At 64.7% G+C, this 24,331-nt stretch carries 20 protein-coding genes; 9 read left to right on the top strand and 11 right to left on the bottom strand.

From position 1 onward, the window contains the following. Positions 1–16: 16 nt before the first annotated feature. Positions 17–1,642: a glycosyltransferase family 39 protein gene (locus GGD61_RS08040; RefSeq protein WP_092261223.1), complete on the top strand. Its 1,626-nt coding sequence runs from the start codon at positions 17–19 to the stop codon at positions 1,640–1,642. Positions 1,643–1,754: 112 nt separating this feature from the next. Here GGD61_RS08040 and GGD61_RS08035 read toward each other — a convergent pair whose 3' ends face one another. The 5 genes from GGD61_RS08035 to GGD61_RS08015 form a co-directional block, all read right to left on the bottom strand. Then, positions 1,755–2,072 carry an HPr family phosphocarrier protein gene (locus GGD61_RS08035; protein WP_018316388.1) on the bottom strand — a complete coding sequence of 106 codons (318 nt, stop codon included), beginning with the start codon at positions 2,070–2,072 and terminating at the stop codon, positions 1,755–1,757. Next, on the bottom strand, positions 2,069–2,470 hold the full coding sequence (locus GGD61_RS08030; RefSeq protein WP_007597752.1) for a PTS sugar transporter subunit IIA: 402 nt from the start codon (positions 2,468–2,470) through the stop codon (positions 2,069–2,071). The genes GGD61_RS08035 and GGD61_RS08030 overlap by 4 nt, the downstream gene beginning before the upstream one ends. A gap of 133 nt (positions 2,471–2,603) precedes the next feature. Beyond that, a complete protein-coding gene (locus tag GGD61_RS08025) occupies positions 2,604–3,128 on the bottom strand; it encodes an HPr kinase/phosphorylase (RefSeq protein WP_092261393.1) in 525 nt (174 codons plus the stop codon). 26 nt (positions 3,129–3,154) lie between these two features. After that, positions 3,155–4,951, bottom strand: a complete 1,797-nt coding sequence (locus tag GGD61_RS08020; RefSeq protein ID WP_018316386.1) for a sensor histidine kinase — start codon at positions 4,949–4,951, stop codon at positions 3,155–3,157. Between the two features lie 116 nt (positions 4,952–5,067). After that, positions 5,068–5,769: a response regulator transcription factor gene (locus GGD61_RS08015; protein WP_008542552.1), complete on the bottom strand. Its 702-nt coding sequence runs from the start codon at positions 5,767–5,769 to the stop codon at positions 5,068–5,070. Between the two features lie 241 nt (positions 5,770–6,010). On the opposite strand from GGD61_RS08015, the gene GGD61_RS08010 reads away from it, so the two are divergent. The 3 genes from GGD61_RS08010 to GGD61_RS08000 all read left to right on the top strand — a co-directional run bounded on the left by GGD61_RS08010 (position 6,011) and on the right by GGD61_RS08000 (position 11,319). Next, a complete protein-coding gene (locus GGD61_RS08010) occupies positions 6,011–6,745 on the top strand; it encodes a HugZ family protein (RefSeq protein WP_092261222.1) in 735 nt (244 codons plus the stop codon). Positions 6,746–6,821: 76 nt separating this feature from the next. Next, the gene (locus tag GGD61_RS08005; protein ID WP_092261221.1) at positions 6,822–9,416 is read left to right on the top strand and encodes a tetratricopeptide repeat protein; all 2,595 of its coding nucleotides are present in this window, start codon (positions 6,822–6,824) and stop codon (positions 9,414–9,416) included. A gap of 286 nt (positions 9,417–9,702) precedes the next feature. Beyond that, complete coding sequence (locus GGD61_RS08000) at positions 9,703–11,319, top strand: phosphoenolpyruvate carboxykinase (protein WP_183230483.1); 1,617 nt, start codon at positions 9,703–9,705, stop codon at positions 11,317–11,319. A gap of 82 nt (positions 11,320–11,401) precedes the next feature. Here the strand turns inward: GGD61_RS08000 and GGD61_RS07995 are convergent, their stop codons facing one another. Next, the gene (locus GGD61_RS07995) at positions 11,402–12,289 is read right to left on the bottom strand and encodes a helix-turn-helix domain-containing protein (protein WP_018316381.1); all 888 of its coding nucleotides are present in this window, start codon (positions 12,287–12,289) and stop codon (positions 11,402–11,404) included. A gap of 337 nt (positions 12,290–12,626) precedes the next feature. Here GGD61_RS07995 and GGD61_RS07990 point away from each other — a divergent pair, with 337 nt between their 5' ends. Together GGD61_RS07990 and GGD61_RS07985 are read left to right on the top strand one after the other, a co-directional pair. Beyond that, a complete protein-coding gene (locus GGD61_RS07990; protein WP_092255883.1) occupies positions 12,627–14,267 on the top strand; it encodes an NAD(P)/FAD-dependent oxidoreductase in 1,641 nt (546 codons plus the stop codon). 56 nt (positions 14,268–14,323) lie between these two features. Then, the gene (locus tag GGD61_RS07985; protein ID WP_092255878.1) at positions 14,324–15,517 is read left to right on the top strand and encodes a serine hydrolase; all 1,194 of its coding nucleotides are present in this window, start codon (positions 14,324–14,326) and stop codon (positions 15,515–15,517) included. Positions 15,518–15,554: 37 nt separating this feature from the next. Here the strand turns inward: GGD61_RS07985 and GGD61_RS07980 are convergent, their stop codons facing one another. Next, the gene (locus GGD61_RS07980; protein ID WP_092255875.1) at positions 15,555–16,370 is read right to left on the bottom strand and encodes an acyl-CoA thioesterase II; all 816 of its coding nucleotides are present in this window, start codon (positions 16,368–16,370) and stop codon (positions 15,555–15,557) included. A gap of 188 nt (positions 16,371–16,558) precedes the next feature. Next, on the bottom strand, positions 16,559–19,075 hold the full coding sequence (locus GGD61_RS07975) for a glycogen/starch/alpha-glucan phosphorylase (protein ID WP_177237083.1): 2,517 nt from the start codon (positions 19,073–19,075) through the stop codon (positions 16,559–16,561). A gap of 204 nt (positions 19,076–19,279) precedes the next feature. Between GGD61_RS07975 and GGD61_RS07970 the strand changes: the two genes are divergently transcribed. After that, complete coding sequence (locus GGD61_RS07970; protein WP_177237082.1) at positions 19,280–19,525, top strand: hypothetical protein; 246 nt, start codon at positions 19,280–19,282, stop codon at positions 19,523–19,525. 24 nt (positions 19,526–19,549) lie between these two features. On the opposite strand, the gene GGD61_RS07965 is transcribed toward GGD61_RS07970, so the two are convergent. Next, the gene (locus GGD61_RS07965) at positions 19,550–20,413 is read right to left on the bottom strand and encodes a LysR family transcriptional regulator (protein WP_177237081.1); all 864 of its coding nucleotides are present in this window, start codon (positions 20,411–20,413) and stop codon (positions 19,550–19,552) included. 97 nt (positions 20,414–20,510) lie between these two features. On the opposite strand from GGD61_RS07965, the gene GGD61_RS07960 reads away from it, so the two are divergent. Continuing rightward, positions 20,511–21,422 carry a DMT family transporter gene (locus tag GGD61_RS07960; protein WP_092255866.1) on the top strand — a complete coding sequence of 304 codons (912 nt, stop codon included), beginning with the start codon at positions 20,511–20,513 and terminating at the stop codon, positions 21,420–21,422. Positions 21,423–21,437: 15 nt separating this feature from the next. Next, positions 21,438–22,211: an MBL fold metallo-hydrolase gene (locus GGD61_RS07955; protein ID WP_092255864.1), complete on the top strand. Its 774-nt coding sequence runs from the start codon at positions 21,438–21,440 to the stop codon at positions 22,209–22,211. A gap of 168 nt (positions 22,212–22,379) precedes the next feature. Here the strand turns inward: GGD61_RS07955 and GGD61_RS07950 are convergent, their stop codons facing one another. Next, on the bottom strand, positions 22,380–23,150 hold the full coding sequence (locus GGD61_RS07950; RefSeq protein WP_092255861.1) for a TIGR02186 family protein: 771 nt from the start codon (positions 23,148–23,150) through the stop codon (positions 22,380–22,382). Beyond that, complete coding sequence (locus tag GGD61_RS07945; protein WP_026201657.1) at positions 23,147–24,064, bottom strand: sulfite exporter TauE/SafE family protein; 918 nt, start codon at positions 24,062–24,064, stop codon at positions 23,147–23,149. The genes GGD61_RS07950 and GGD61_RS07945 overlap by 4 nt, the downstream gene beginning before the upstream one ends. Between the last annotated feature and the right edge of the window lie 267 nt (positions 24,065–24,331).

Here is a 24,331-nt window from a genome sequence, read left to right as displayed (position 1 = left end):
CGCTAGGCAAGCGCCCATGTCGACCACGTCTCTTCCCACCCCTGGAGTGCGCACGAAGGCCCGCCCGAGCTTTGCCCGCTTCCGGGCCTGGCTGGTTGCCTGCGCGGTCCGCCCCGAGGCGAGATTGTGGCTGGTGATCCAGCTCGCCATCCTGCATGCGGTGCTCTGGACCTTCATCCTGATCAATCTGAAGGCAGCGCAGGACGTTCACATGGACGTCGCAGAAGCCTATGGCTGGGGCCAGAAATTCCTGTGGGGCTATGGCAAGCACCCGCCGCTGTCGGGCTGGGTCGCCGGGCTCTGGTTCAAGCTGTTCCCGGCGGCGGACTGGGCGACCTATGCGCTGGCGATGGCGACGGTCAGCGCCGGCATGGTGATCTGCTGGCTGGTTGCCTTGCGCGTGGTGGATGCGCGGCGCGCGTTCCTGGTCGTGGTGATGGTCGCGCTCTACCCGATCTTCAATTTCAAGGGTTTCAAATACAACCCGGATCTGCTTCAGCTCGTCACCCTGCCGCTGCTGGTGCTCGCCTATCTCAATGCATTCGAGAAGCGGAGCTGGCAGTCCGGCGTCCTGCTCGGCCTTGCCGGCGCGCTGGCGCTGATGACCAAATATTGGGTGCTGACCATGATCGGCGCCATCGGGCTTGCCGCGCTGATCCATCCGGAGCGGATGAGATTTTTGGGTTCGCCGGCGCCGTGGGTCGCGATCGCGACGATGGTCGTGGCGATGATCCCGCACGTGGTCTGGCTGGCCGAGGCGCATTTCGTGCCGCTGACCTATGCCGGCGACACCTACAGCCTCGCGGACAGCGGCCAGGTGCATCAGCTCGTCACCGGCTACATGCTGCATAATCTCGGACTGCTGGCATTGCCGGTGGCGCTGGCCGGGCTCGCGATGGCGCTGGTGCCGCCGTGGATGACGTTGCTCGTGCGAGCACCTCTGCGCATCGTCACGCGCGCCTGGGCGCGCGGCGCCAATCCGGGCGTCAATGTCTCGCAGGCGCTGAACGTGTGGATGATCCAGATCATCGTCGCATTCGGCCCGCCGCTCGGCGCGCTGGTCTTCGGCGTCTACCTGAAGACCGATTGGGGCATCTCGCTGTTCTTCCTGGTGCCGCTCGCGCTGGTCGCGATTCCGGCGCTGCGGGTGCAGGGCGCGAGCCTGTTCAACATCGCCGCGATCTGGCTCGTGCTCAGCGTTGCCACGCTCGCCGCCTCGCCCTGGATCGCCGCGCGCGAGATGACGGCCAATGCCGGCAACACGGCGACCTATGGCGCGCGCTCGGAGCTCGCACGCGAGCTGACCCAGGCCTGGCACGCGCGCTTCGCCTCGCGCTGGGCGGTCGTTGCGGGGACGATGGAAACGATCCAGCCGATGGTGTTCTACAGCCCCGATCACCCCAGCCCGTTCACGCCGAACGAGGCGTGGGCGTCGGGGCTGACCTCGCTCGACGACGTCAAGAGATACGGCTTCATCGGCGTAGTCGATCCGACCGACGAACGACTGCCCAAGTTCGAGAAGTGGGTTTCGGAGGTGGCGCCGAACGCCGAGCGCGTGATGATGACCACGCGCCGCTTCACCCACGGCAAGGCCGGCCCGGCGATGAGTTGGAACGTCTACATCGCGCCGCCGGCGAAGTGAGAGGTGCCGTAGGGTGGGCAAAGCGCAGCGTGCCCACGTCTGATGAGTTCGTGGGCACGGCGCTTCCGCGCCTTTGCCCACCCTACGGCACTACGGCAACCGAGCGCGTGGTTCAGATCCCTTCCTCGTTGAACTTGCTTTCAACGAGCTCGGTGATCGCCGCGAGCGCAGCTTCCGCGTCGGTGCCGGCGGCGGCCACGGTGATCGTCGTGCCCGGTCCTGCGGCAAGCATCATCAGGCCCATGATCGAGGTGCCGCCGACGGTCTCGCCGCCGCGCGTCACCCAGACCTGCGCATCGAAGCGCTCGACGGCCTGGACGAATTTCGCGGAGGCTCGCGCATGCAGGCCGCGCTTGTTGATGATCAGGAGGTCCTTGGAGATCGCGCCCGCGGGCACGCCTGTCCCCGCTTGTGGCGCCTCGTCGCTCATTTGCCGGCGAGCACGCGGCTGGCGATGGTGACGTATTTGCGGCCTGCTTCCTGGGCCATCGCGATCGCGTCGGGCAGCGGACGCTCCTCGCGCACCTTGGCGAGCTTGACCAGCATGGGCAGGTTGATGCCCGCGAGCACTTCGACCTTGGGCCGGCTCATGCAGGATATTGCAAGGTTCGACGGCGTGCCGCCGAACATGTCGGTGAGGATCGCAACGCCGTCGCCGGAATCGACGCGGTTAACCGCCTCGATGATGTCACTTCGGCAGAGATCGGAATCATCTTCGGCGCCGATCGTGATCGCTTCGATTTGCTTTTGTGGGCCCATGACATGTTCAAGCGCTGCCTTGAATTCGTCGGCAAGGCGCCCGTGGGTCACAAGTACTAGACCAATCATCGGAAAACTCCTCGCGGGCGCTTTTGGTGCACCGCACGAACGCGCCACTTTGACCATCCAGAGCCCCTGCGCAAGAGGGGATGTTGCGTATCTCCCTGAATCTAGACGGATGGATGAGGGGAGCTGCGCCGGTCTATTCGGTCGCGATAGTGGGGTTCATATGGTTACCATTTCCCTTCAAACAATCGCCTGAGGGGTTAACGGAAGATGAACTCTTGGTAGTGGTCAAGGCCGCGACAACCAGTGGGAGGGGTGAATATCCGCGGCCAACCGGGATTCGTGGTATTTCGACACCGGAAATGAGGGTTTTCAGCGAATCCGCCGCAGGCAAGCGCTCGGCGTCCGCGGCATCCAGATCGACGACGAGACCGACGGTCGCATGCTCCACGAAGACGCAGCGGCGGATCCCGAGGCCCCGGATCTCGATCAGGCCAGCCAATACCGGCGCGGGGCGGACTTCAATTTCATCGCCGACTGTCGCCAGATGGACACGGTCATCCCCGACCAGAACGGCCCTTTCGACCACGCCCGAGCGTCCGGCCATGATCAAATCAAAGGCAAGGCGCGACTTGCCGGAGCCCGAGGGACCGCGGATCAGCACCGCCCGATGTCCGACCTTGACCGCGGAGGCGTGAACGCTCGGCCCGACTTCGTTCAAGCTGCCTTCTTTCAAGCTGCCTTGGCTCATAGCGCCGGCAGCCTCACCACGAAGCGCGCGCCGGTGATCGTCGGCACGCCCTCGTCATCCGGCGGGCCTGCACGGTTCTCGGCCCAGATGCGCCCGCCATGGGCGTCGATGATCTGCTTGGAGATCGACAGGCCGAGGCCGGAGTTCTGGCCAAAACCCTGATGCGGACGGTCGGTGTAGAAGCGCTCGAAGATGCGTTCCAGCGCGTCGTCGCGAATGCCGGGGCCGTCATCGTCGACCACGATCTCGATCTCCCCGCGCGCGCGGCGGCAGGTGAGGCGCACCTTGCTGCCGGGTTCGGAGAACGACTGCGCGTTGGAGAGCAGGTTGGAGACCACTTGCCCGAGCCGTGAATCGTGACCGCTCACGGCGAAGGTGTCGGTCGGGCTGCGGCCCTCGAAGCGCGTCTCGACCGCGACGTCGTGGCCGAGCTTGGTTTCGTTGGCGACGGACACCAGCGTCGTCAGCAGGCGGCGCAAATCGACCGGGATCGCATCCTGGCGCTGCAATTCGGCATCGAGGCGGCTGGCGTCGGAGATGTCGGAGATCAGGCGGTCGAGCCGCTTGACGTCGTGCTCGATCACCTCGAGCAGGCGCGCGCGGCTGTTCTCGTTGCGCGCCAGCGGTAGCGTTTCGACCGCCGAGCGCAGCGAGGTCAGCGGATTCTTCAATTCGTGGGCGACGTCGGCGGCGAACATCTCGATCGCCTCGATGCGGCTGTAGAGCGCGCTCGTCATGTCGCGCAGGGCGCCGGAGAGATGGCCGATCTCGTCGCGACGGCGGGTGAAATCGGGGATCTCGATGCGGGCCTTGATGCGGCGGCGGACGCGCTCGGCGCTGTCGGCGAGCCGGCGCACGGGCCCGGCGATCGTGCTCGCGAGCAGCAGCGACAGCATGATCATGACGGCGGCCGCGACGCCGCCGACTTTCAGGATGGCGAGGCGTTCAGCGGTGACCATCTGGTCGATGTCGTCGCCTTGCGTCGACAGCATCAGCGCGCCATGGATCGCGCGCGAGCGCAGCACGGGGACCGCGACCGAGACGATCACCTCGCCGCGGGCATTGACCCGCACCATCGAGCGCTTCTGGCCCTGGAGCGCATCGCCCACCTCGGCATAGCCGTTGCCGTTCTCGGGGCCGAGCTCACGATAAAGCGGCAGGTCGCCGCGGTTGAGCCAGGTGCGCACCGCGACCATGCCGCGCTCGACGAAGCCGGGCTTCTCTGCCGGCGGCGGCAGGTCGAGGCGCAGCACGTTTTCGAGGTTGCGGCTGTCGAGCAGCAGGCTGCCGTTCGGATCGTAGATGCGGGCGCGCGTCTTGGTCGGCGAGATCAGCGTGCGCAGCACCGGCGCGACGCGCTCCGGGTTGATCGGGAAGTCCAGCGGCGAGTACTCGTCCGAGCCGCCATAGGTCTCGCCCGGCTTGAGGTCGAGCAGCCGGTCGGGATCGATGGTGATGGCGTTGGTCTGCACCGTGGCCGAGGCCGCAATCGCGCCGGCGATGATCTCGGCCTGCACCAGCAGGCTCTGCGCCCGCGCGTCGATCAGTCCGGCGCGGAATTGCGACAGATACAGGATGCTCGCCACCAGCGCGACGAGGCCGGCGAGGTTGAGCGAGACGATGCGGCGGGTCAGGCTGGAGAAGGACAGCGCGAAGAAGAATTGCCCGGCGCGCTTGAGCCAGTTCAGCGGTCGGAAGCCCTGCGGCTTGTCCTCGACAAACTGCTCCTGAACGCCGTCGGATGCGACGTCGCCGGCGCTCTGGTTGGGATCAGGCTGCGTTCGGTCCAGCAATGCTTACGCCCGTGTTAGGACGGCGTTGAGAAGGTCCCCACACCTTAGAGCGATCCCGGTCCCGATGGAATCAGAACCGGCGATGCTCGTCGTCGTTCGTGAAGGCGCCTCGCGCCTCAGGCTTCCTTGAAGCGGTAGCCGACGCCGTAGAGCGTCTCGATCATCTCGAACTCGTTGTCGACCACCTTGAACTTCTTGCGCAGCCGCTTGATGTGGCTGTCGATGGTGCGGTCGTCGACATAGACCTGGTCGTCATAGGCGGCGTCCATCAGCGCGTTGCGGCTCTTCACCACGCCGGGCCGGGTCGCGAGCGCCTGCAGGATCAGGAATTCGGTGACGGTCAGCGTCACCGGCTCGTTCTTCCAGGTGCAGGTATGCCGTTCCGGATCCATGCGCAAAAGGCCGCGGTCGAGCGCCTTGGCGTCGTTCTCCTTCGGCGCGACGGTCGGGTCCTTCGGCGCCGAGCGGCGCAGCACCGCCTTGACGCGCTCGACCAGCAGGCGCTGCGAGAACGGTTTGCGGATGAAATCGTCGGCGCCCATCTTGAGGCCGAACAGCTCGTCGATCTCCTCGTCCTTGGAGGTCAGGAAGATCACCGGCAGGTCGGACTTCTGCCTGAGCCGGCGCAGCGTCTCCATGCCGTCCATGCGCGGCATCTTGATGTCGAGGATCGCAAGATCGGGCTGGGTGGTGCGGAAACCGTCAAGCGCGGAAGCGCCGTCGGTGTAGGTCATGATGCGGTAGCCTTCGGCTTCCAGCGCGATCGAGACGGATGTGAGAATGTTGCGGTCGTCGTCGACCAAAGCGATTGTGGGCATGAGCCTCTGCTTTCTGCTTTCCGTTTGGGTCGTGGCTTGAAACGGCGAGCAATCCACTGATGCGCCGCATACATGGGTGCCGATGTCGGCGTTCGAACCTTGTCACCGAGCAATGCAAGCTGGGCTGAAGTGTGACCAAGTTCCCCGAAACACGGCAGATCCGCCGCATGTCGACCCATAACCGGGCCCCCGTTTACCCGAAAAAAGGCCCCCCTTGCAACCACCTGAGCCGAGAAAGCCGATGCAACCGACCCCTGATTTCGACCCCGCAAAGCTCGCCAAATCCCTGCTGCGGCGATCGCGGCAGGGGGCGCTGGCAACTCTCATGGCCGGCAGCGGCGACCCCTATTGTTCCCTGGTCAATCTGGCCAGCCATCCCGACGGCTCGCCCATCCTGCTGATCTCGGGCCTCGCCGTGCATACAAGGAACCTTCTCGCCGACAGCAGGATCTCCCTGATGTTGGACGAGCGGGCGGCGGGCGATCCGCTGGAAGGCGCCCGGATCATGCTGTCCGGCCGGGCGGAGCAGGCCGGTGCCGAGAAGGATTTGCTCCAGCGACGGTATCTTAGTGCCCATCCGTCGGCGGAAGGCTTTGTTTCCTTTAAGGATTTCTCTTTCTTCCGGATCCACCCCACGGGAACCCATCTGGTCGCCGGCTTCGGCCGGATCGTCGATCTCAAGCCCGCCCAGTTCCTCACAGACCTCACCGGCGCCGAGGATCTCCTGGCGGCGGAGGCGGGGGCTGTCGAACACATGAATGCCGATCATCGCGACGCCATGGGCCTCTATGCGACCAAACTCCTTGGCGCTGCTGCGGGGAACTGGCGCTGCACCGGCTGCGATCCGGAAGGCCTCGACATGCAGGACGGCCAGAACGCGCTGCGGCTGGACTTCCCGGAGCGGGTGACCGACGGCACATCGCTGCGCAAGATGCTGGTCCGCCTCGCTGGCGAAGCACGCATGAAGATGGACTAGAACGCAACAATTTGAACGCCGCGCCCCATCGCTGCGACCCAAGACGATCAGGTCTTAAGGCTCGCAGCGAGGGTTCATGACGCGTCGTCGTTTGGCATTGGCCGCGGGTCTGGCGCTCGCGATCGCCACGTCGCTTGCCACGCCCGGTCTTGCCCAGAAGAGCGATCTGTCGGCGCAAAGCGGGCGCATCAATGCGCTCCGAAGCGCCGGCAAATATGCGGAGGCGCTGCCGCTGGCGCAGGCCATGGTGGCCTCGCTCGAGAAGACCAGCAACAACCGCGACCTCGCCGCGGCGCTCAACAATCTCGGGCAGATTTACGCCGACCAGGGCCACGACGATCAGGCCGAGCCGCTTTACAAACGCGCCATCGCGCTGATGGAGAAGGGGACCGGTCAGGGCAGCGTCGAGATCGCGCCGCTCCTGAACAATCTTGCGGCGCTCTATCAGCGGCAGAGCCGCTTCACCGAAGCCGAACCGCTGTTCAAGCGTGCGCTGGCCGTTCGCGAAAAGGCGCTGTCGCGCGCGCATCCCGATGTCGGCCAGGCTCTCAACAATCTCGCCACGCTTTACGTGAAGCAGGAGCATTTTGCCGACGCCGAACCGCTGTTTCAGCGTGCCCTCGCGATCTATCAGAAGGCCGCCGGGCCCGAGCATCCCGCGGTCGCCACGGTCCTGAACAATCTCGGCCAGGTCGATCGCGACCTCAACCGCGATGCCGACGCCGAAGCGCCGATCAAGCGCTCGCTCGCGATCCGCGAAAAGGTGCTGGGGGCGGATCATCCCGACGTGGCGCGCTCGCTCAACAATCTCGCCGGGCTCTACGAGCACCAGCAGCGCTATTCCGAGGCCGAGCCGCTCTATCGCCGCGCGCTTGCCATCCGCGAGCGTGCACTCGGACCTGACCATCCCGATGTCGTTACCTCGACCAGCAATCTCGCTTATTTCCTTCAGGTGTCGGGCCGTACCGCCGACGCCTTGCCGTTTGCGCAGAAGACGCTTGCCGCCAACCGCGCGCAGCTGCGCACCGTGCTGCCGGTTCTGTTCGCTGCGCGCCAGCAAACTCTGCTGGCGAGCGACAAGGCGCTGGATGACGCCCTCGGCGCGATTCAGCGCGGCACGCAATCTTCCGCCGCCTCTGCCGTGAACAAGCTCGCGGTGCGATTGGCCGCCGGCAGCGACCGGCTGGCCGAGTTGGTGCGCCGGGATCAGGATATCGCGGCCGAGGCCGAGGCGCTCGACAAGGCGATCATCACGGCGGTGTCGAAGCAATTGGCGCAGCGCGACGTCGCAGCCGAGCAACGCAGCCGCGCGCGGATCGCTGCGATCGCAAGCGAGCGTGCGGGCCTGCAGAAGACGCTCACGCTCGAGTTTCCCGACTACGCCTCGCTCTCGAACCCGCTGCCGCTGGCGGTGAAGGACTTCCAGCCGCTGCTGTCGGCCGATGAGGCGATGGTGATCTATTCCGTCGTCGACAAGCGAAGCTATGTCATCGCGATCACGCGCGATGGTGCCGACTGGAAGGAGATCTCGCTCGGCGCGGACGCGATGGCGCGGAAGGTCTCGGCGTTCCGCAGGGGACTGGATGTCGGCAAGGCGCGCGATGCCTCCGGCAAATCTGGGCTGTTCGATCTTGCGCTCGCGAACGAGCTCTATGTCGCGCTGCTCGGCCCGGTCGAGGCGCTGACGAAGGACAAGCGCAGCCTCTTGGTCGTGCCATCGGCGGCGCTGACCGCATTGCCGTTTCATCTGCTGGTGACGGAGAAGCCGCAGGCTGCGATTCCGGACAGGCTCGAAGGTTATCGCGACGCCGCCTGGCTGCTGCGGCGTCAGGCCGTCTCGGTGCTGCCGTCGGTGATCAGCCTGAAATCGTTGCGTGCCTTCGCGCGCAGGGATCAGGGCGCGAAGCCGATGACCGGCTTCGGCGATCCCGTTTTCAATCCCGCGCTGGAAGGACCCGCCGACCGTCGCGCCGCAGGCGGCAAGGTCGCGGCGCGCAGCATTGCGACGATTGCCTATACCGATTTCTGGCGCGGCGCCGGGGTCGACCGCGCGCGGCTCGCGCAGGCGCTGCCGCAACTGCCCGATACCGCCGATGAGCTCAACGCGGTGGCGAGAGACGTCGGCGCCACTGATGCCGACATCCATCTCGGACGCGATGCCAGCGAAACGACGCTGAAGCGTGCAGTGCTTGCTCAATACGGCATCATCTACTTTGCCACCCACGGCCTCGTTGCCGGCGACGTCAAGGGACTGGGCGAGCCCTCGCTTGCATTGTCCATTCCCGATCAGCCGTCTGAGCTCGACGACGGCCTTCTGACCGCGAGCGAGGTGGCCCAGCTCAAGCTCAACGCCGATTGGGTGGTGCTGTCCGCCTGCAACACCATCGCCGGCGACAAGCCCGGCGCCGAGGCGCTGTCGGGATTGGCGCGCTCTTTCTTCTATGCCGGTGCCCGCGCGCTGCTGGTCTCGCATTGGGCCGTGGATTCGGAAGCCGCCACCCGCCTCACCACATCGACATTCGAGCTGCTCAAGAACGAACCAAAAATCGGTCGCGCCGAAGCCTTGCGCCGCGCGATGTTAACGTTTGTCGACGACACCTCGTCGCCGCGCAACGCCTACCCGGCGATGTGGGGACCGTTCGCGCTCATCGGCGAAGGCGAGGTACGATAAGCCGGCAGCCGGAATTGTGCGTCGCAAAAACCTTGATCAACGCCGAATTCCGCATTTGGTTGCGCGATCATTCGTGATTTTTTGATGCAGCTGCTCAGAGCTGACATGCGCGACGTTTGGCGCGGTCCTTGAATAAACCAAATCCTGCGGGATCAGCTTGGCAACGCCAGCGTTCATCATTATTAGGTCGCCCAGCCGAGGCTGGTTGGCCTATAAATCACGGTGACCGCGATGGTGCTGAAGTTCTGGTCGCGCTGAATGTCGCGGGTTCTAGGAGGATTTTTTCGTGCAAGAGACGGGCGTGCGCAACGGTGCCTTTGGCGCCGACAAGTTCGGTTTAAAGAATCTCCAGCAGGTTCACTGGAACCTCGGTGCGCCGCAACTCTATCAATACTCGCTCACTGCGGGCGAGGCGGTGCTGTCCGCTGACGGCGCACTCTGCGCCGACACCGGCGAGTTCACCGGGCGCAGCCCGAAGGACAAGTTCACGGTGCGTGACGCCACCACCGACAAGAAGATGTGGTGGGCCGGCAACCAGTCGATCACCGCAGAGCAGTTCGAGACGCTCTATCAGGACTTCCTCAAGCACGCCGAAGGCAAGAAGCTGTTCGCGCAGGACCTCTATGGCGGCGCCGACCCGGCCTACCGGATCAAGACGCGCGTCTTCACCGAGCTCGCCTGGCACTCGCTGTTCATCCGCACCCTGCTGATCCGCCCCGGGGCGGTCGAGCTGCCGACCTTCGTGCCGGAGCTCACCATCATCGACATGCCGAGCTTCCGCGCCGATCCCAAACGGCACGGCTGCAAGTCGGAGAACGTCGTCGCGATCGATTTCGCCCGCAAGATCGTCCTGATCGGCGGGTCTTATTATGCCGGCGAGATGAAGAAGTCGGTTTTCACCACGCTGAACTATTATCTGCCCGAGCGCGGCGTGATGCCGATGCATTGCTCGGCCAATGTCGGCGCCAAGGGCGACGCGGCGATCTTCTTCGGCCTGTCCGGCACCGGCAAGACCACGCTATCGGCCGATCCGAACCGCACGCTGATCGGCGATGACGAGCACGGCTGGGGCCCGAACGGCGTCTTCAACTTCGAAGGCGGCTGCTACGCCAAGTGCATCAAGCTGTCGCAGGAAGCCGAGCCCGAGATCTTCGCGGCCTCGACCCGCTTCGGCGCGGTGCTCGAGAACTGCGTGCTCGACGAAGATACCCGCGTGGTGGATTTCGACGACGGCTCCAAGACCGAGAACACGCGCTCGGCCTATCCGCTCGACTTCATCCCGAACGCCTCGCGCACCGGCCGCGCGCCGCAGCCGAAGAACGTGGTGATGCTCGCCGCCGACGCCTTCGGCGTGCTGCCGCCGATCGCCAAGCTCTCGCCGGCGCAGGCGATGTATCACTTCCTGTCCGGCTACACCGCCAAGGTCGCCGGCACCGAGCGGGGTCTCGGCAACGAGCCGCAGCCGGAATTCTCGACCTGCTTCGGCTCGCCCTTCCTGCCGCTCGACCCCAGCGTCTACGGCAACATGCTGCGTGACCTCATCGCCCAGCACCACGTCGATTGCTGGCTGGTCAACACCGGTTGGACCGGCGGCAAGTATGGTGTCGGCTCGCGCATGCCGATCAAGGTGACGCGCGCGCTGCTCACCGCCGCGCTCGACGGCTCGCTTCGCAACGTCGAATTCCGCACCGACAAATATTTCGGCTTCGCGGTCCCGACCGCGCTGCCCGGCGTGCCGGCCGAGATCCTCAACCCGGTCAACACCTGGAAGGACAAGGACGAGTTCGACAAGACCGCCCGCGCGCTGGTCGGCATGTTCCAGAAGAACTTTGCCAAGTTCGAAGCCCAGGTGGACGCCGAAGTGCGCGCCGCCGCGCCGGACGTGAAGCTCGCGGCGGAGTAAGTTCTCGCAAGATGTGATTGACGAGAAAGGGCGGCTTCATCAGCCGCCCTTTCTTTTTACGGCCTGAGCATCGTCAGGCTGTCTAGCCCGTGCATTGCTTGCGATATTCTGCGGGAGTCGTACTCATGTGCCGGCGAAAGATCCGGTTGAGATGGCTCTGGTCGGAGAATCCGCTCAACAGGGCGATCTCCTTCAACGCCAGGCGGTCCTTGCGCAGATGTTCGCAGGCGCGCTCCACCTTGCGGGTGAGGACATAGCTGTGCGGCCGCATGCCATAGTGTGCCTGGAATTTGCGGGCGAACTGCACCGGCGTGCAGTTGCAGATGTTAGCCAGTTCGTCGAGCGTGATGTTCCGGGAAATGTTCTGCTCGATATAGTCCTCGATCATTCGCGCATGCGCCGGCCTGAAGGGCCCTTGCGCACAGGGCATCTTGAACTGCACTGAGGCGTATTTTCGCAGGATGTGAATGCTCGCCTGAAGTGCCATGGCATCGTAGCAGAGCCGGCCGCCCGGACCTCCTGCGGAAACCTCCTGCACCATCTGGTCAGCAATCCAGGTCAGGACTGGATCCTCGATCCTGAGCAGATCATGAAGCTCGACGCTTTCGGTATCCCGGTCAAAAGCCTCGCTCGCGGTCTTCGCCATGAGCCTGGGCGAGATGTAGAGATGACTGACTTCGATGTCATGGGACCATCGCCAGTTCGACGCTTCGGCCCGCGTCAGCAGTGTCGTGACGCCGCGGCCGACCCGATCCTGCTTCCAGGATCCGGTCACGCGGCGCTTCATCGCCGTGGTGCCTTCGCGATAGATCACGATCAGAAAGTTATCGGACGGCGGCACCCAGATATCGGAGGGCGCATAGCGGAACACGCGCAGCCGAAAATCGGCTTTTCCCACCGCCGAACTGTCCAGCATCATTTCGCCGGGAGCATAGCGTGGCAGCTCCTCGACCGTGATGAACTGCCCCATCGCGCGAGCCTCCTCCCTGGAGTTTTGGCATGGTCGACTGCTTGTTGTTCTCATTGGCCGATCGGCAAGGCAGCAGCATAGGCCGGATTTGCCATTTGCCAAGCGAGCTCGGGCGAGGTCGGTGCCGGCCTCCGGCTTCATTCAAAGGATTGTCGGTTTTGTTCAAGCCGGGAACGCAGCCCGCCTCATAGCCTCCCTCGCGTCCCGGGCAAGTGCGGAAGAAGGGTGAAAAGCCGCAGGCACTCGCGGGACCGACAAATGACGCGATGCACCACCATCCGAGCGCACGACGGGTGGGGAGGGTCGCGCGCGCTCTGGAAACACCTAGGAGGGAAAAATGGCGGAAACGGCGACCAAACCCAATGGAAGCAATGGCGCGCATGTCACGGCGAAATTCGACGCGGTGGTTGTTGGAGCCGGCGTCGCCGGGCTCTATCAGCTCTACCGTTTGCGCGAACAGGGATTAAAGGTCAGGGCAATTGACGCGGGCGCAGGCGTGGGCGGCACCTGGTATTGGAATCGCTATCCCGGCGCCCGCTTCGATTCAGAAAGCCACATCTACCAGTATCTGTTCTCCGAGGAGCTCTACAAGGGATGGAGCTGGAGCGAGAAATTCCCCGGCCAGCCGGAAATCGAACGCTGGCTCAACTACATCGCCGACCGCCTCGATCTGCGCAAGGACATCCAGTTCGGGACGATCGTCAAAAGCGCCCATTTCAACGAAGCCACACAGCGCTGGCTGGTCACGACCGACAGGGGTGACGTGATCGACACCCAGTTTCTGATCACCTGTTGCGGCATGCTCTCCGCCCCCCACGTATCGTTTCCGGGACAGGAGACGTTCAAGGGGCAGTTGTTCCACACGGCGCGCTGGCCCAGGGAGCCGATCGATTTTGCCGGCAAGCGCGTCGGCGTCATCGGCAACGGCGCAACCGGCATCCAGGTCATCCAGACCATCGCTGGCGAGGTCGGTCATCTGAAGGTCTTTATTCGCACGCCGCAATACATGATTCCGATGAAGAATCCCAAGTACAGCGCGGCAGATGCGGAGGCCTACAAGTCGAAATTCCAACACCTCACGGAGCGCCTGCCGCATACCTTCACCGGGTTCGAATACGATTTCGAGCACGCCTGGGCCGGACTTTCGCCAGAACGGCGCAGGGAGGTGATCGAGGATTGCTGGAACGACGGCTCCCTGAAGCTGTGGATCTCGTCCTTTGCCGAGCTGTTCTTCGATGCCGAGGTCAACGCCGAGATCTCCGACTTCGTGCGCGAGAAGATGCGCGAGCGACTGAAGGATCCAAAGCTGTGCGAAGCCTTGATTCCGGCCGACTACGGTTTCGGGACGCACCGGGTGCCGCTGGAGCAGAATTTCCTCGAGGCCTTCCATCGCCCGAATGTCGAGATCGTCAGCGTCAAGGCCAATCCGATCGAACGCGTGACACCCATGGGTATCCAGACCGCGGACGGGACGATCCACGAGCTCGACGTCATCGTTCTGGCGACTGGATTCGACGCCGGAACCGGCGCGTTGACGCGCATCGATATCAGGGGCCGCGGTGGGCGGTCGCTGAAGGAGGATTGGAGCAAGGATATCCGCACCACGATGGGCCTGCAGGTTCACGGCTATCCGAACCTGTTCACGACCGCGGTGCCGCTGGCTCCGTCGGCTGCGCTCTGCAACATGACCACCTGTCTCCAGCAGCAAGTCGAATGGATCGACGATTGCATCAGGTTCGTGCGCACGAAGAACCTGAAGGTGGTTGAGCCGACCAGGGATGCCGAAGACGGATGGGTGGCGCATCACGATGAGATCGCCAATGCGACGCTGATCGCGAAGACCAATTCCTGGTACCTGGGCTCGAACGTCGAAGGCAAACCGCGCCGCGTTCTGTCCTACTGCGGCGGCGTCGGCGCCTACCGGCAGAAATGCAACGAGGTCGCCGCCAGCGGCTACCTGGGCTTCACCATGAACTGAGTGCTCGCGAAGCGCTGCGTCGACGGAATTCATCCAATCCCAACGGGAGGACAACCATGAGCACGAATTTCGGTGCTGCTGCAGACGCCGTTCTCGACGGTGTCGTTACATCCACGCCGCGCGTGCCCGGCGTCGTCGCGATGGTGACGGACCGTTATCGCAACATCTACGAAGGTGCTGCGGGAAAAAGGCGCCTTGACCAGCCCGCCGACATGACGGCCGACAGCATCTTTGCCATCTTCTCCACGACCAAGGCGATCACCGGCACGGCCGTGCTGCAACTCGTCGAAGAGGGCAAGCTCGATCTCGACGCACCGGCCAAGCGCTACGCGCCGGACATCGGCAAGCTCCAGGTCATCGAGGGCTTTGATGCCGCGGGTGAGCCGATGCTGCGGGCGCCCAAGCGGGACATCACCACACGGATGCTGATGACGCATACCGCCGGTCTCAGCTACGATTTCATCAACCGCACCTATAACCGCCTCGCCGAAGAGAAAGGGCAGCCCAGCGTCATCACCGCTTCCAAAGCCTGCCTGATGACGCCGCTGCTGTTCGATCCCGGCGAGCGTTGGGACTACGGCACCAATCTCGACTGGTGCGGCCAAATCGTCGAGGCCATCGCCGGGCGCCGGCTTGGCGAGGTTTTCAATACGCGCATCTTCGAGCCGCTCGGAATCAAGAATATGACCTTCGAGCTGACGGAGGCCATGCGCGGCAAACTGGCCGGGATCCACGCGCGCGGCGCCGACGGCTCGTTGACGCCGATGGATTTCGAGCTCCCCGCCAACCCTGAAGTGCATATGGGTGGCCACGGCCTTTACGGCACGGTCGGCGACTACATGCGTTTCATCCGGATGTGGTTGAATGACGGTGCCGGCGAGCATGGCCGCGTGCTGAAGGCGGAGACCGTGCGCATGGCGGAGAAGAATCATCTCGGAGACAAGAAGGTGACACCGATCACCGGCGTCATCCCAGCGCTGTGCAATGATGCCGAGTTCTTCCCGGGCCAGTCAAAGTCCTGGGCGCTGTCCTTCATGATCAACGACCAGGAAGCACCCACCGGGCGTCCCGCCGGCGCCCTCGGCTGGGCAGGCCTTGCCAATCTGTTCTATTGGATCGACCGGCAGAACGGGTTCGGCGGGTTCTGGGCCACGCAGATTCTTCCGTTCGGCGATCCAACGTCGTTCATCGGCTATATGAATTTCGAGACGGCGTTTTATCAGAGCCTGAGGCAGCGAATGGCGGGTTAGGAACCCCGGCAAGAGCGGGACGAGGGGTGGAGAGAGCTCACGCCTTGAAATACGCAATCTGCGTCGTGGTCGCCAGCAGCCTTCCGTTCGGCGACCACAGCTCGGCGTTCTGGTCGGCGTAGCTCTTGTGCATGATCTTCGAATCGGCCGTCGCCAGCACGCGCGTGATTTCCTCAGCCGCGAGCTCTTCGCTTTCGGTGTGGAAATAGGTCGTCAGCGACACCGTGCCGAACGGCACCAGCTCGCGCCGCGCGTGGAAGATGCGGCCGAAGAAGGCGTCAGACATCGACATCAGCGACAGCATGTCGAGCTTGCGCGGCGTGCGGTCGCTGATCCAGATTTTTGAATAGGTGCTGGCGGGTTCGGCCTGCGCTGGGCCGATCCGCATCTCGCCCTCGACGAAGCGGAATTCATACTGGTTGGCCCAGGACGCCGCGATCTTCGGAAACGGCAGCGTCTCCTCGAACGGCTTTGCATCGGGATATTGCGCCACCCGGTGCTCCCAGGACGGCCGCCGCTCGGCGAACACCGCGGTGGCGAGCGTTGCGACCTCGCCGCCGCCTTGGCTGAGCTCGACGCTCCAGTGCTGGCTGGAGCGGTTGGCCTTCACCAGCCGCACGTCGAGATCGAACGGCCCCTTGGCGATCGGCGCGCAATAATTGACCGTGAGCGCGAGCGGATCGCCGGCGCGTTCCGGGTGGTCGATCAGCGCGCGCAAAATGGTCGCGGCGGTGGCGCCGCCGAACGGACCGACGAAGGCCCAGTAATCGTCGCTGGTGTGCCCCTGCCAGCTGGAGTCGCCGGCAGTGACGCGGGTGGCATCGTCGAAGGGATGGGGAAGTTTTGCGTGCATTTTCGTTTCCGTCTGTCATTCCGGGGCGATGCGATGGGACCGCGTAGCGCGGGACCGAGCATCGAATCCGGAAGCTCGAGATTCCGGGTTCGGCTCTGCGAGCCGCCCCGGAATGACGGTCGTCATATCACAGCCATCGCGTGGCTGTGCAATTACCTGTCGGGTAACGCTTCCACGCCGCGGAAAAATCAGCCCGCGGCGTCGCGCAGGTTGGGCAGCAACGGCGTGGTCGGATTGACCGGCACGTTCCAGATCTCCTCGGCATATTCGCGGATGGTGCGGTCGGAGGAGAACCACGCCATACGCGCGACGTTGAGGATGGAGGCGCGCGTCCAGGCCGGCGCCACCAGCCAGCGCGCATCGACGCTGCGCTGCGCCTCGTAATAGGAATCGAAATCGGCGCTGACCATGTAATGGTCGAGATAGCGCAGCGCGTGCGCGATCGATTCAAAGCGGCCGGGATCGCCGGGCGAGAATTCGCCGGTGCCGATCGCATTGATGGCGCGCTGCAGCTTCGGCGAGTTGCGGATCAAGTCGGAGGCGTCCAGCCCCTGCTTGCGCCGGATCATCACGTCGCCGGCCTCCATGCCGAAGATCGCGATGTTCTCCGCGCCGACATGGTCGCGGATCTCGATATTGGCGCCGTCGAGCGTGCCGATGGTGATCGCGCCGTTCAGCGCCAGCTTCATGTTGCCGGTGCCGGAGGCCTCCATGCCGGCGGTCGAGATCTGCTCCGACAGGTCGGCCGCGGGAATGATCACTTCGGCGAGGCTGACATTGTAATCGGGCAGGAAGACCACCTTGAGCTTGCCGCCGATCGCGGGATCGTTGTTGACGACCTCGGCGACGTCATTGATCAGCTTGATGATCAGCTTGGCGTAGCGATAGCTCGCGGCAGCCTTGCCGGCGAAGATCTTCACCCGCGGCACCCAATTGCCATTGGGGTTGTCCTTGATCGCCTGGTACAGCGCGACGGTCTCGATGACGTTGAGCAGCTGGCGCTTGTATTCGTGGATGCGCTTGATCTGCACGTCGAACAGCGCGGTCGGGTCGACCTTGATGCCGAGCCGTTCGCCGATCAGGCGCGCCAGCGCGGTCTTGTTGTGAAGCTTGACGCTGCGGAACTTCTTCTGGAATTCGACGTCGCTGGCGCGGGCCTCGATCAGCGAGAGCTGGGTCGGATCGTCGAGCACCGCCTCGCCGCAGGTCTCGCGCAACAGGTCGGTCAGCTTCGGATTCGCCAGCATCAGCCAGCGCCGGAAGGTGATGCCGTTGGTCTTGTTGGTGATGCGGCCGGGATAGAGATGGTTGAGGTCGTGGAACACGGTCTCGCGCATCAGGTCCGAATGCATCCCCGAGACGCCGTTGATGCGGTGCGAGCCGACAAAGGCGAGCTGGCCCATGCGCACGCGGCGCCCGCTCTTCTCGTCGATCAGCGAGACCGAGGCGCGGAAGTCGATGTCGCCGGGGCAGCGCGCTTCGGCCAGCGCCAGATGCTGCACGTTGATGCGATAGATGATCTCCAGATGCCGCGGCAGCAGCCGCTCGAACAGCTCGACCGGCCAGGTCTCCAGCGCCTCGGGCAGCAGCGTGTGGTTGGTGTAGGAGAGGGTGGCGACCGTGATCTTCCAGGCCTCGTCCCAGCGGAAATTGTGCAGATCGACGAGGATCCGCATCAGCTCGGTGACGGCAAGGCTCGGATGGGTGTCGTTGAGCTGCACCGCGACCTTGCTCGACAGGCTGCGCAGCTGTCCGTCGGACGCAAGGTGCCGCTTGACGAGATCCTGCAGCGAGGCCGAGACGAAGAAATATTCCTGGCGCAGGCGCAGCTCGCGGCCTGCCGGGCTCTCGTCGTTCGGATAGAGGAATTTGCAGATCGCTTCCGCGCGCGACTGCTCGGCGGTGGCGCTGACATAGTCGCCCTTGTTGAAGGCGTCGAGCTTGAGCGGATCGGGCGAACGCGCCGACCACAGGCGCAGCGCGTTGACGTGCTGGCCCCGCCAGCCGACGATCGGCGTGTCATAGGCGATCGCCTGCACGGTCTCGCCCGGATGCCAGATCGCGCGGTCGCGGCCCTTGTCGTCGACATGCTCGACGCCGCCGCCGAAAAAGATGTCGTAGATCACCTCGGGGCGCTGCAATTCCCAGGGATTGCCGAAGCTCAGCCACTCGTCGGGATATTCCTGCTGCCAGCCCTGGTTGATGATCTGGCGGAACAGGCCGTAATCATAGCGGATGCCGTAGCCGATCGCGGGGATCGACAGCGTCGCCATGCTCTCCATGAAGCAGGCGGCAAGGCGCCCGAGGCCGCCATTGCCGAGCGCAGCGTCCGGCTCGCATTTGCGCAGCTCCGGCAGCGAGACGCCGAGATCGCCGAGCGCGACCTCGAAGATCTTGAGCAAGCCCATGTTGTTGAGCGCGTCGGTAAAGAGACGGCCGATCAGGAATTCGAGCGAGAGATAATAGACGCGCTTGCGGCCCGCGTCGTAGCTGTGCTTCTCGGCCGTGAGCCAGCGATGCACGACACGGTCGCGCAGCGCCAGCGCCGCGGCCTGGTACCAGTCGTGCCTGGTCGCCATGCCGGCATCCTTGCCGATGGCAAGGCGCAGCTTCGCCAGGATCGCGCCCTTGATCTCAGCCAGCGCGAGCTCGTCGATCGGCTGGCCGGGGGCGGGAAAACTGGGCTGGAACGATTGATCTTGCAAAGCCGTCACTTCCTGGTCGAACACACCACTAACCCTTACGCGTCTTGCCCCTGCACCGGAACTGCCACTGGAGCGGCCGTGCACTGCGCTGGCGCAAATTTATGCAAGGAACGGGCCGTTTGGGAACCCGGGCGAGCACGGAGAAACCGGGATTCGGTGCTAGATTGCGGATCAAATCAGCCATCAGTGTGGAGGAACATTCCCATGAGACTGCTGACGCGACTGCTGATCGAGATCGCCGCGGCGGCCCTGCTCGTCGTCTGCATCGGGACCCTCAGTGCCGCGTTTGCCGCCGGCAAGCCCGGTCGCAGCGCCGATGGCCTCAGCTGCGGCTTCACGGTCCCGCAGAATGCCTCGCCCGCGGCCCGCTGCGCCGCCATCAAGCGCCAATGTGGCGGCAAGTTCTATGCGAATGCGTGCGGCGACAGGCTGATGTCCGCGGCGAACTAAGAGACCGTCCGATATTCTGCGAATTCAAGCCGCCTTCGCCTGCACTGCATCGCAAAACTCGGCGAGACGATCTGCAAGTCGCAGCGTTGCCGGGCTCGCATCGGGCGAGGCCATCAGTGCGACCTCGGTCTTGTTGATCGGCGCAAAACCATCTTTCGCCGTCAGCACGCGGTGGTCGGACTGGATCGACATCTCCGACAAGATGCTGAGGCCCATGCCGGCGGCGACCGCGGCCTGGATCCCGGAGAGGCTCGACGAAGAATAGGCCATGTGCCAGGCACGGCCGATGCTTTCCAGTGCGTGGATGGCGCCGGCCCGGTAGAGGCAGCCGGTCGGAAAGCCGATCAGCGGCACGGACGCGGCGTGAACATCGACCGGATGGCTCTTGCTGGTGACCCAGTGCACCCGCTCCGGCCACACCGCGATGGCGCCCTTCTCGCCGGCCGCACGCTTGAACAGCGCAAGGTCGAGCTCGCCGCGTTCGAGATCGCGCGCCAGATGCTTGCTCTGGTCCGCGCGCACGTCGAGCCGCAGGCCCGGATGCGAGCGCGCGAACGCGCCCAGTAATTTGGTCAGCCGGTACGCCGCGAAATCCTCGGGGATGCCGAGCCGGATCGCGCCTTCGCCATCCGGCTGGCGCAGCACGTCGCGCGCCTCCTCGGCGAGCGAGAGCAAGCGCCGCGCATAGGAGAGCAGCCGCTCGCCGGCCTCGGTCGGGCGCACGGTCTTGCCGTCGCGGTGCAGCAGCACCTGGCCGATATCGTCCTCCAGCCGCTTGATCTGCTGGCTGACGGTCGACTGCGTGCGATGGACGCGCGCGCCGGCGCGGGTGAAGCCGCCGGCCTCGACCACCGAGACGAAGCTGCGCAGCAGCTCGAGATCGAGCATGGCCGCCTCCATTCGAAAATCCACTGGCGTGGAGTTAATCATTTAATTTCCAAATGACAAGCGGACTCCCTAGATCGAGGCTCAGGAGAATGCCCCCATGTCGCTCGCCCCCTCGATTTCGGCCCCCCGCACCCGCTTCAACACCCTGCCGCTCGCCATCGGCCTGTTCTGCCTGCTCTGGAGCTACGCCTTCGTCGCCGGCAAGATCGGGGTCACCCATTGCCCGCCGTTGATCCTGCTCGCCGCGCGCTTCTCGCTCGCCGGCATTTTGATCCTGGGCGCCACGCTGATCCGCGGCGACAGCTGGTCGTTAACCTGGCGCGATGCGGCGATCTTCGCCGTGCTAGGGATTGCCAACAACGCGCTCTATCTCGGCCTCGGCTACACCGGCCTGCAATCGGTCTCCGCCGGCCTCGGCGGCCTGATCGTATCGGCCAATCCGGTCTTCACCGCGGCGCTCGCGACCCTGCTGCTCGGCGAGAGCATGACCTTGCGCAAGGCCGGTGGCCTCCTTCTCGGCATCGCCGGCGTGACCTTGATCGTCTGGCATCGCCTGTCGGTCGGCACGGATTCCCTGCACGGCATCGTCTTCACGCTGGCTTCGCTCGCTTCGCTGGTCGCTGGCACCATCCTGTTCAAGCTGCTCGCGCCGAAGGGCTCCTTGTGGATCGGCAATGGCGTGCAGAACCTCGCGGCCGGCCTCGCACTTTCGCCGATCGCGTTCAGTTTCGCCGACGTGCACGCGATCGACTATACGCCGGGCCTAATCGGCGCCTTTGCGTTCCTCGTGCTGGGCGGCTCGATCCTCGCCTACTGGCTCTGGTTCCATCTCCTGAAAGTGTGCGGCGCGACCGCCGCCAGCGCCTATCATTTCCTGATGCCGCCGCTCGGCATGCTGTTCGCGTATCTCGTCCTTGGTGAGCACGTCGAGGCCCGTGATTTGTTGGGCATCATCCCGGTTGCGCTCGGCATCTACCTGGTGACGCGCCCTGCAAAGCCTGTCTCGTAAGAGGAGAGTTCTCTCGTGCCCATTTCCATCACCCTGATAGGCGGCCCGACCGCGCTGATCGAGATCGACGGCTTCCGCCTGCTCACCGACCCGACCTTCGATGCGCCCGGCGCCTACCAGCTGCCGCATGTGACGCTGGAGAAAACCATCGGTCCCGCGTTGAAAGCCGATGCGATCGGCCCGGTCGATGCCGTGCTGCTCAGCCACGACCAGCATTCGGACAATCTCGATCATTCGGGCCGCGACTATCTCCATAAGGTCAAGCGCGTGCTGACGACGGAGGCGGGCGCGAAGCGCCTCGGCGGCCATGTCGAGGGCCTTGCGCCCTGGAGCACGACGCATCTGAAGGATAGCGACGGCAACACTCTGACCATCACCGCGACGCCGGCGCGCCATGGCCCGGCTGGCATCGAGCCGCTGTCGGGCGACGTCATCGGCTTCGTGGTGGCGTCCAGCCGGAAGGACACCAGCACGGTCTATGTCAGCGGGGACACCACCTGGTTCGACGGCGTCGCCGAAGTCGCGCGCCGCTTCAAATGCGGCGTGGTGCTGCCCTTCGCCGGCGCCGCGCAGACGCGTGGGCCGTTCCATCTCACCATGGACACCAACGACACCATCGAAACGGCGCGCGCCTTCCCCGATGCGACGATCGTGCCCGTGCATACCGAAGGCTGGGCGCATTTCCGCCAGAACAGCGAAGATCTGCGCAAGACGTTCGACGTGCTCGGTTTCGGAACGCGGCTGCGGCTGCTGGAGCCGGGCGTGCCGACGGTGATCCAGGCGCCGTGAGCCCCACTGTCATGCCCCGGCTTGACCAGGCTTGACCGAGGCATCCAGTACACCGCGGCGGCCGTTGCGAGAGCGAGCTCCCTAACGCCGGCCTCTGGAATACTGGATCGCCCGGTCAAGCCGGGCGACGACGAGCGGAGAGAGTGGCGCGCGCCGCAATGACGGCAACTAATCCTTCCGGAACACGATCGACGCCATCCATCCCGTCATCAGCGCCATCGCGGCGGTGACGAGGCCATAGATCAGCCCGTTGTGCCGGGCGGTGGTGGCGACGAATTGCTCGAAGCCGACCTTGACGATCTCGAACGCGGTCTCGGTCTTGCTGATGAACGCGCCGTTCGCGAACAGCTTGATCTCGACCTCGTAGGTGCCGATCGGCACCTCCGCCGGCAGCGGAATGCCGGTGCGGAACAGGGTCGGCGTCAGGAACGTGACGGCGCTCGGATCCTCGCGATAGAGCCCGCGCTGGGTACGCAGGCGGATGAAGGCCGAGCGGAACGCGTCGTTCGGCACCACGTCGGCATAATCGCCGCCGACCCGCTGCGTCAGCAGCACGTTGTTCAGCCCGATCTGCTGCCGCCGTGCGATCTCGGGCGAGGTGATCGCGTCGAAGGAGCGGTTGGCGAACAGCGCCAGATAGCTCGGCACCTGCAGGAACTGCCGGTAGTCGGTGTTGATCCAGATGCCGAAGGTGCGCTCCTTGCGCCGTGTCACCATGTCGGCGCGCGGGCCCATCACGGTGACGACGAGGTCATAGGCCGTGCGATCGGCGGACGTTGTCGCATCTTTCTCCACCGAGCCGAACAGCACCAGTTCCTCGCCGGAATAGTTCGGGGTCACCGTGACGCGGTGGTTTGAGACCGATACGATCAGACGCTCGGCGCGCGCGGCGGAGCCGAGCAGCAGGACGAGCAGGAGTGCGAGAGCTGCGCGCATCATCCGCTCACTCCCAGCTCGCGGATGGTGAAGAGATCCTCGGGGCGGATCACCAGCTCGATCGCGAAGCGGACGCCGACCGAGAGGATCAGGAGGCCGAGCAGCAGCCGTAGCTGCTCGCCGCGGATCTTCTGCCCGGCGCGGACGCCGAACTGCGCGCCGGTGACGCCGCCGACCATCAGGATCAGCGCCAGCACGGCGTCGACGAGGTGATTGGTCACCGCGTGCAGCATGGTCGCGAACAGCATCGTGACGAGCGTCAGCACCATCGAGGTCCCGATCACCGTCGAGGTCGGCACCCTCAACAGATAGATCATGATCGGCACCAGGATGAAGCCGCCGCCGATGCCCATGATGGCGCCGATGAAGCCGATCATGATGCCGACGATCACCACGGGGATGACCGAGAGATAGATCTTCGAGCGCTTGAAGCGCATCTTCAGCGGCAGCCCGTGGATCCAGTTGTGCGTGCGGCGTGGCGGCAGCGCGCCGCGCCGGGTCCGCATCAGTGCGCGCAGCCCTTCCGAGAACATCAGGCTGCCGACGGTGCCGAGCAGCACCACGTAGGAGAGCGCGATCATCAGATCGAGCTGGCCGAGCGCACGAAGCTGCGTGAAGGTCCACACGCCGAGCGCCGTGCCAGTGACGCCGCCGCAGAGCAGGACGCTCGCCAGCGCCGGATCGATCGCACGCCGCCGCCAATAAGACAGCGCGCCGGAAAAGGAGGAGGCCGCGATATGGCTCGTGACCGAGGCGACCGCGACCGCCGGCGTGATGCCGATGAAGATCAGCAGCGGCGTCATCAGGAAGCCGCCGCCGATCCCGAACATCCCCGAGACGAAGCCGACCGCGGCGCCCATGGCGAGCACCAGGAAGACGTTGACGGGAAGATCGGCGATCGGAAGATAGAGCTGCATCGAAGGACCATACGCCGGCGAGACGGATCGATTGTCGCGGAATGCTCGCGGGAAGGTCGGAACGATTGCCGCGCCCTTCAATAGCGGAATTCGGAGCCGGGAGGGACCCGGAATTTCGGGCGTGGTGAATGTTGACGAGGGTCGTGAACGAGGCCCCGATCGTTGCGATAACGCGAGATGCGCTCCCTCCCCCGCTTGCGGGGGAGGGTTGGGGGGAGGGTGCCTCCTCTCGCGAGAACCCCCAAGAGGCGAGAGCCCTCACCCGCG

Origin of the sequence: Bradyrhizobium sp. SBR1B (genome assembly GCF_014198205.1) — a bacterium.
Lineage (GTDB): Bacteria > Pseudomonadota > Alphaproteobacteria > Rhizobiales > Xanthobacteraceae > Bradyrhizobium.
Note: the sequence above shows the minus strand (reverse complement) of the source record. Positions and strands in the feature narration are given on the sequence as shown.

Coding starts and splice junctions, on each gene's coding strand:
- GGD61_RS08005 (WP_092261221.1), top strand. CDS start 6,822: ATGACGCGTCGTCGTTTGGCATTGGCCGCGGGTCTGGCGCTCGCGATC.
- GGD61_RS07965 (WP_177237081.1), bottom strand. CDS start 20,413: ATGCTCGATCTCGAGCTGCTGCGCAGCTTCGTCTCGGTGGTCGAGGCC.
- GGD61_RS07995 (WP_018316381.1), bottom strand. CDS start 12,289: ATGGGGCAGTTCATCACGGTCGAGGAGCTGCCACGCTATGCTCCCGGC.
- GGD61_RS07970 (WP_177237082.1), top strand. CDS start 19,280: ATGAGACTGCTGACGCGACTGCTGATCGAGATCGCCGCGGCGGCCCTG.
- GGD61_RS08010 (WP_092261222.1), top strand. CDS start 6,011: ATGCAACCGACCCCTGATTTCGACCCCGCAAAGCTCGCCAAATCCCTG.
- GGD61_RS07950 (WP_092255861.1), bottom strand. CDS start 23,150: ATGATGCGCGCAGCTCTCGCACTCCTGCTCGTCCTGCTGCTCGGCTCC.
- GGD61_RS07960 (WP_092255866.1), top strand. CDS start 20,511: ATGTCGCTCGCCCCCTCGATTTCGGCCCCCCGCACCCGCTTCAACACC.
- GGD61_RS07990 (WP_092255883.1), top strand. CDS start 12,627: ATGGCGGAAACGGCGACCAAACCCAATGGAAGCAATGGCGCGCATGTC.
- GGD61_RS08040 (WP_092261223.1), top strand. CDS start 17: ATGTCGACCACGTCTCTTCCCACCCCTGGAGTGCGCACGAAGGCCCGC.
- GGD61_RS07980 (WP_092255875.1), bottom strand. CDS start 16,370: ATGCACGCAAAACTTCCCCATCCCTTCGACGATGCCACCCGCGTCACT.
- GGD61_RS08015 (WP_008542552.1), bottom strand. CDS start 5,769: ATGCCCACAATCGCTTTGGTCGACGACGACCGCAACATTCTCACATCC.
- GGD61_RS07945 (WP_026201657.1), bottom strand. CDS start 24,064: ATGCAGCTCTATCTTCCGATCGCCGATCTTCCCGTCAACGTCTTCCTG.
- GGD61_RS07985 (WP_092255878.1), top strand. CDS start 14,324: ATGAGCACGAATTTCGGTGCTGCTGCAGACGCCGTTCTCGACGGTGTC.
- GGD61_RS08035 (WP_018316388.1), bottom strand. CDS start 2,072: ATGAGCGACGAGGCGCCACAAGCGGGGACAGGCGTGCCCGCGGGCGCG.
- GGD61_RS08030 (WP_007597752.1), bottom strand. CDS start 2,470: ATGATTGGTCTAGTACTTGTGACCCACGGGCGCCTTGCCGACGAATTC.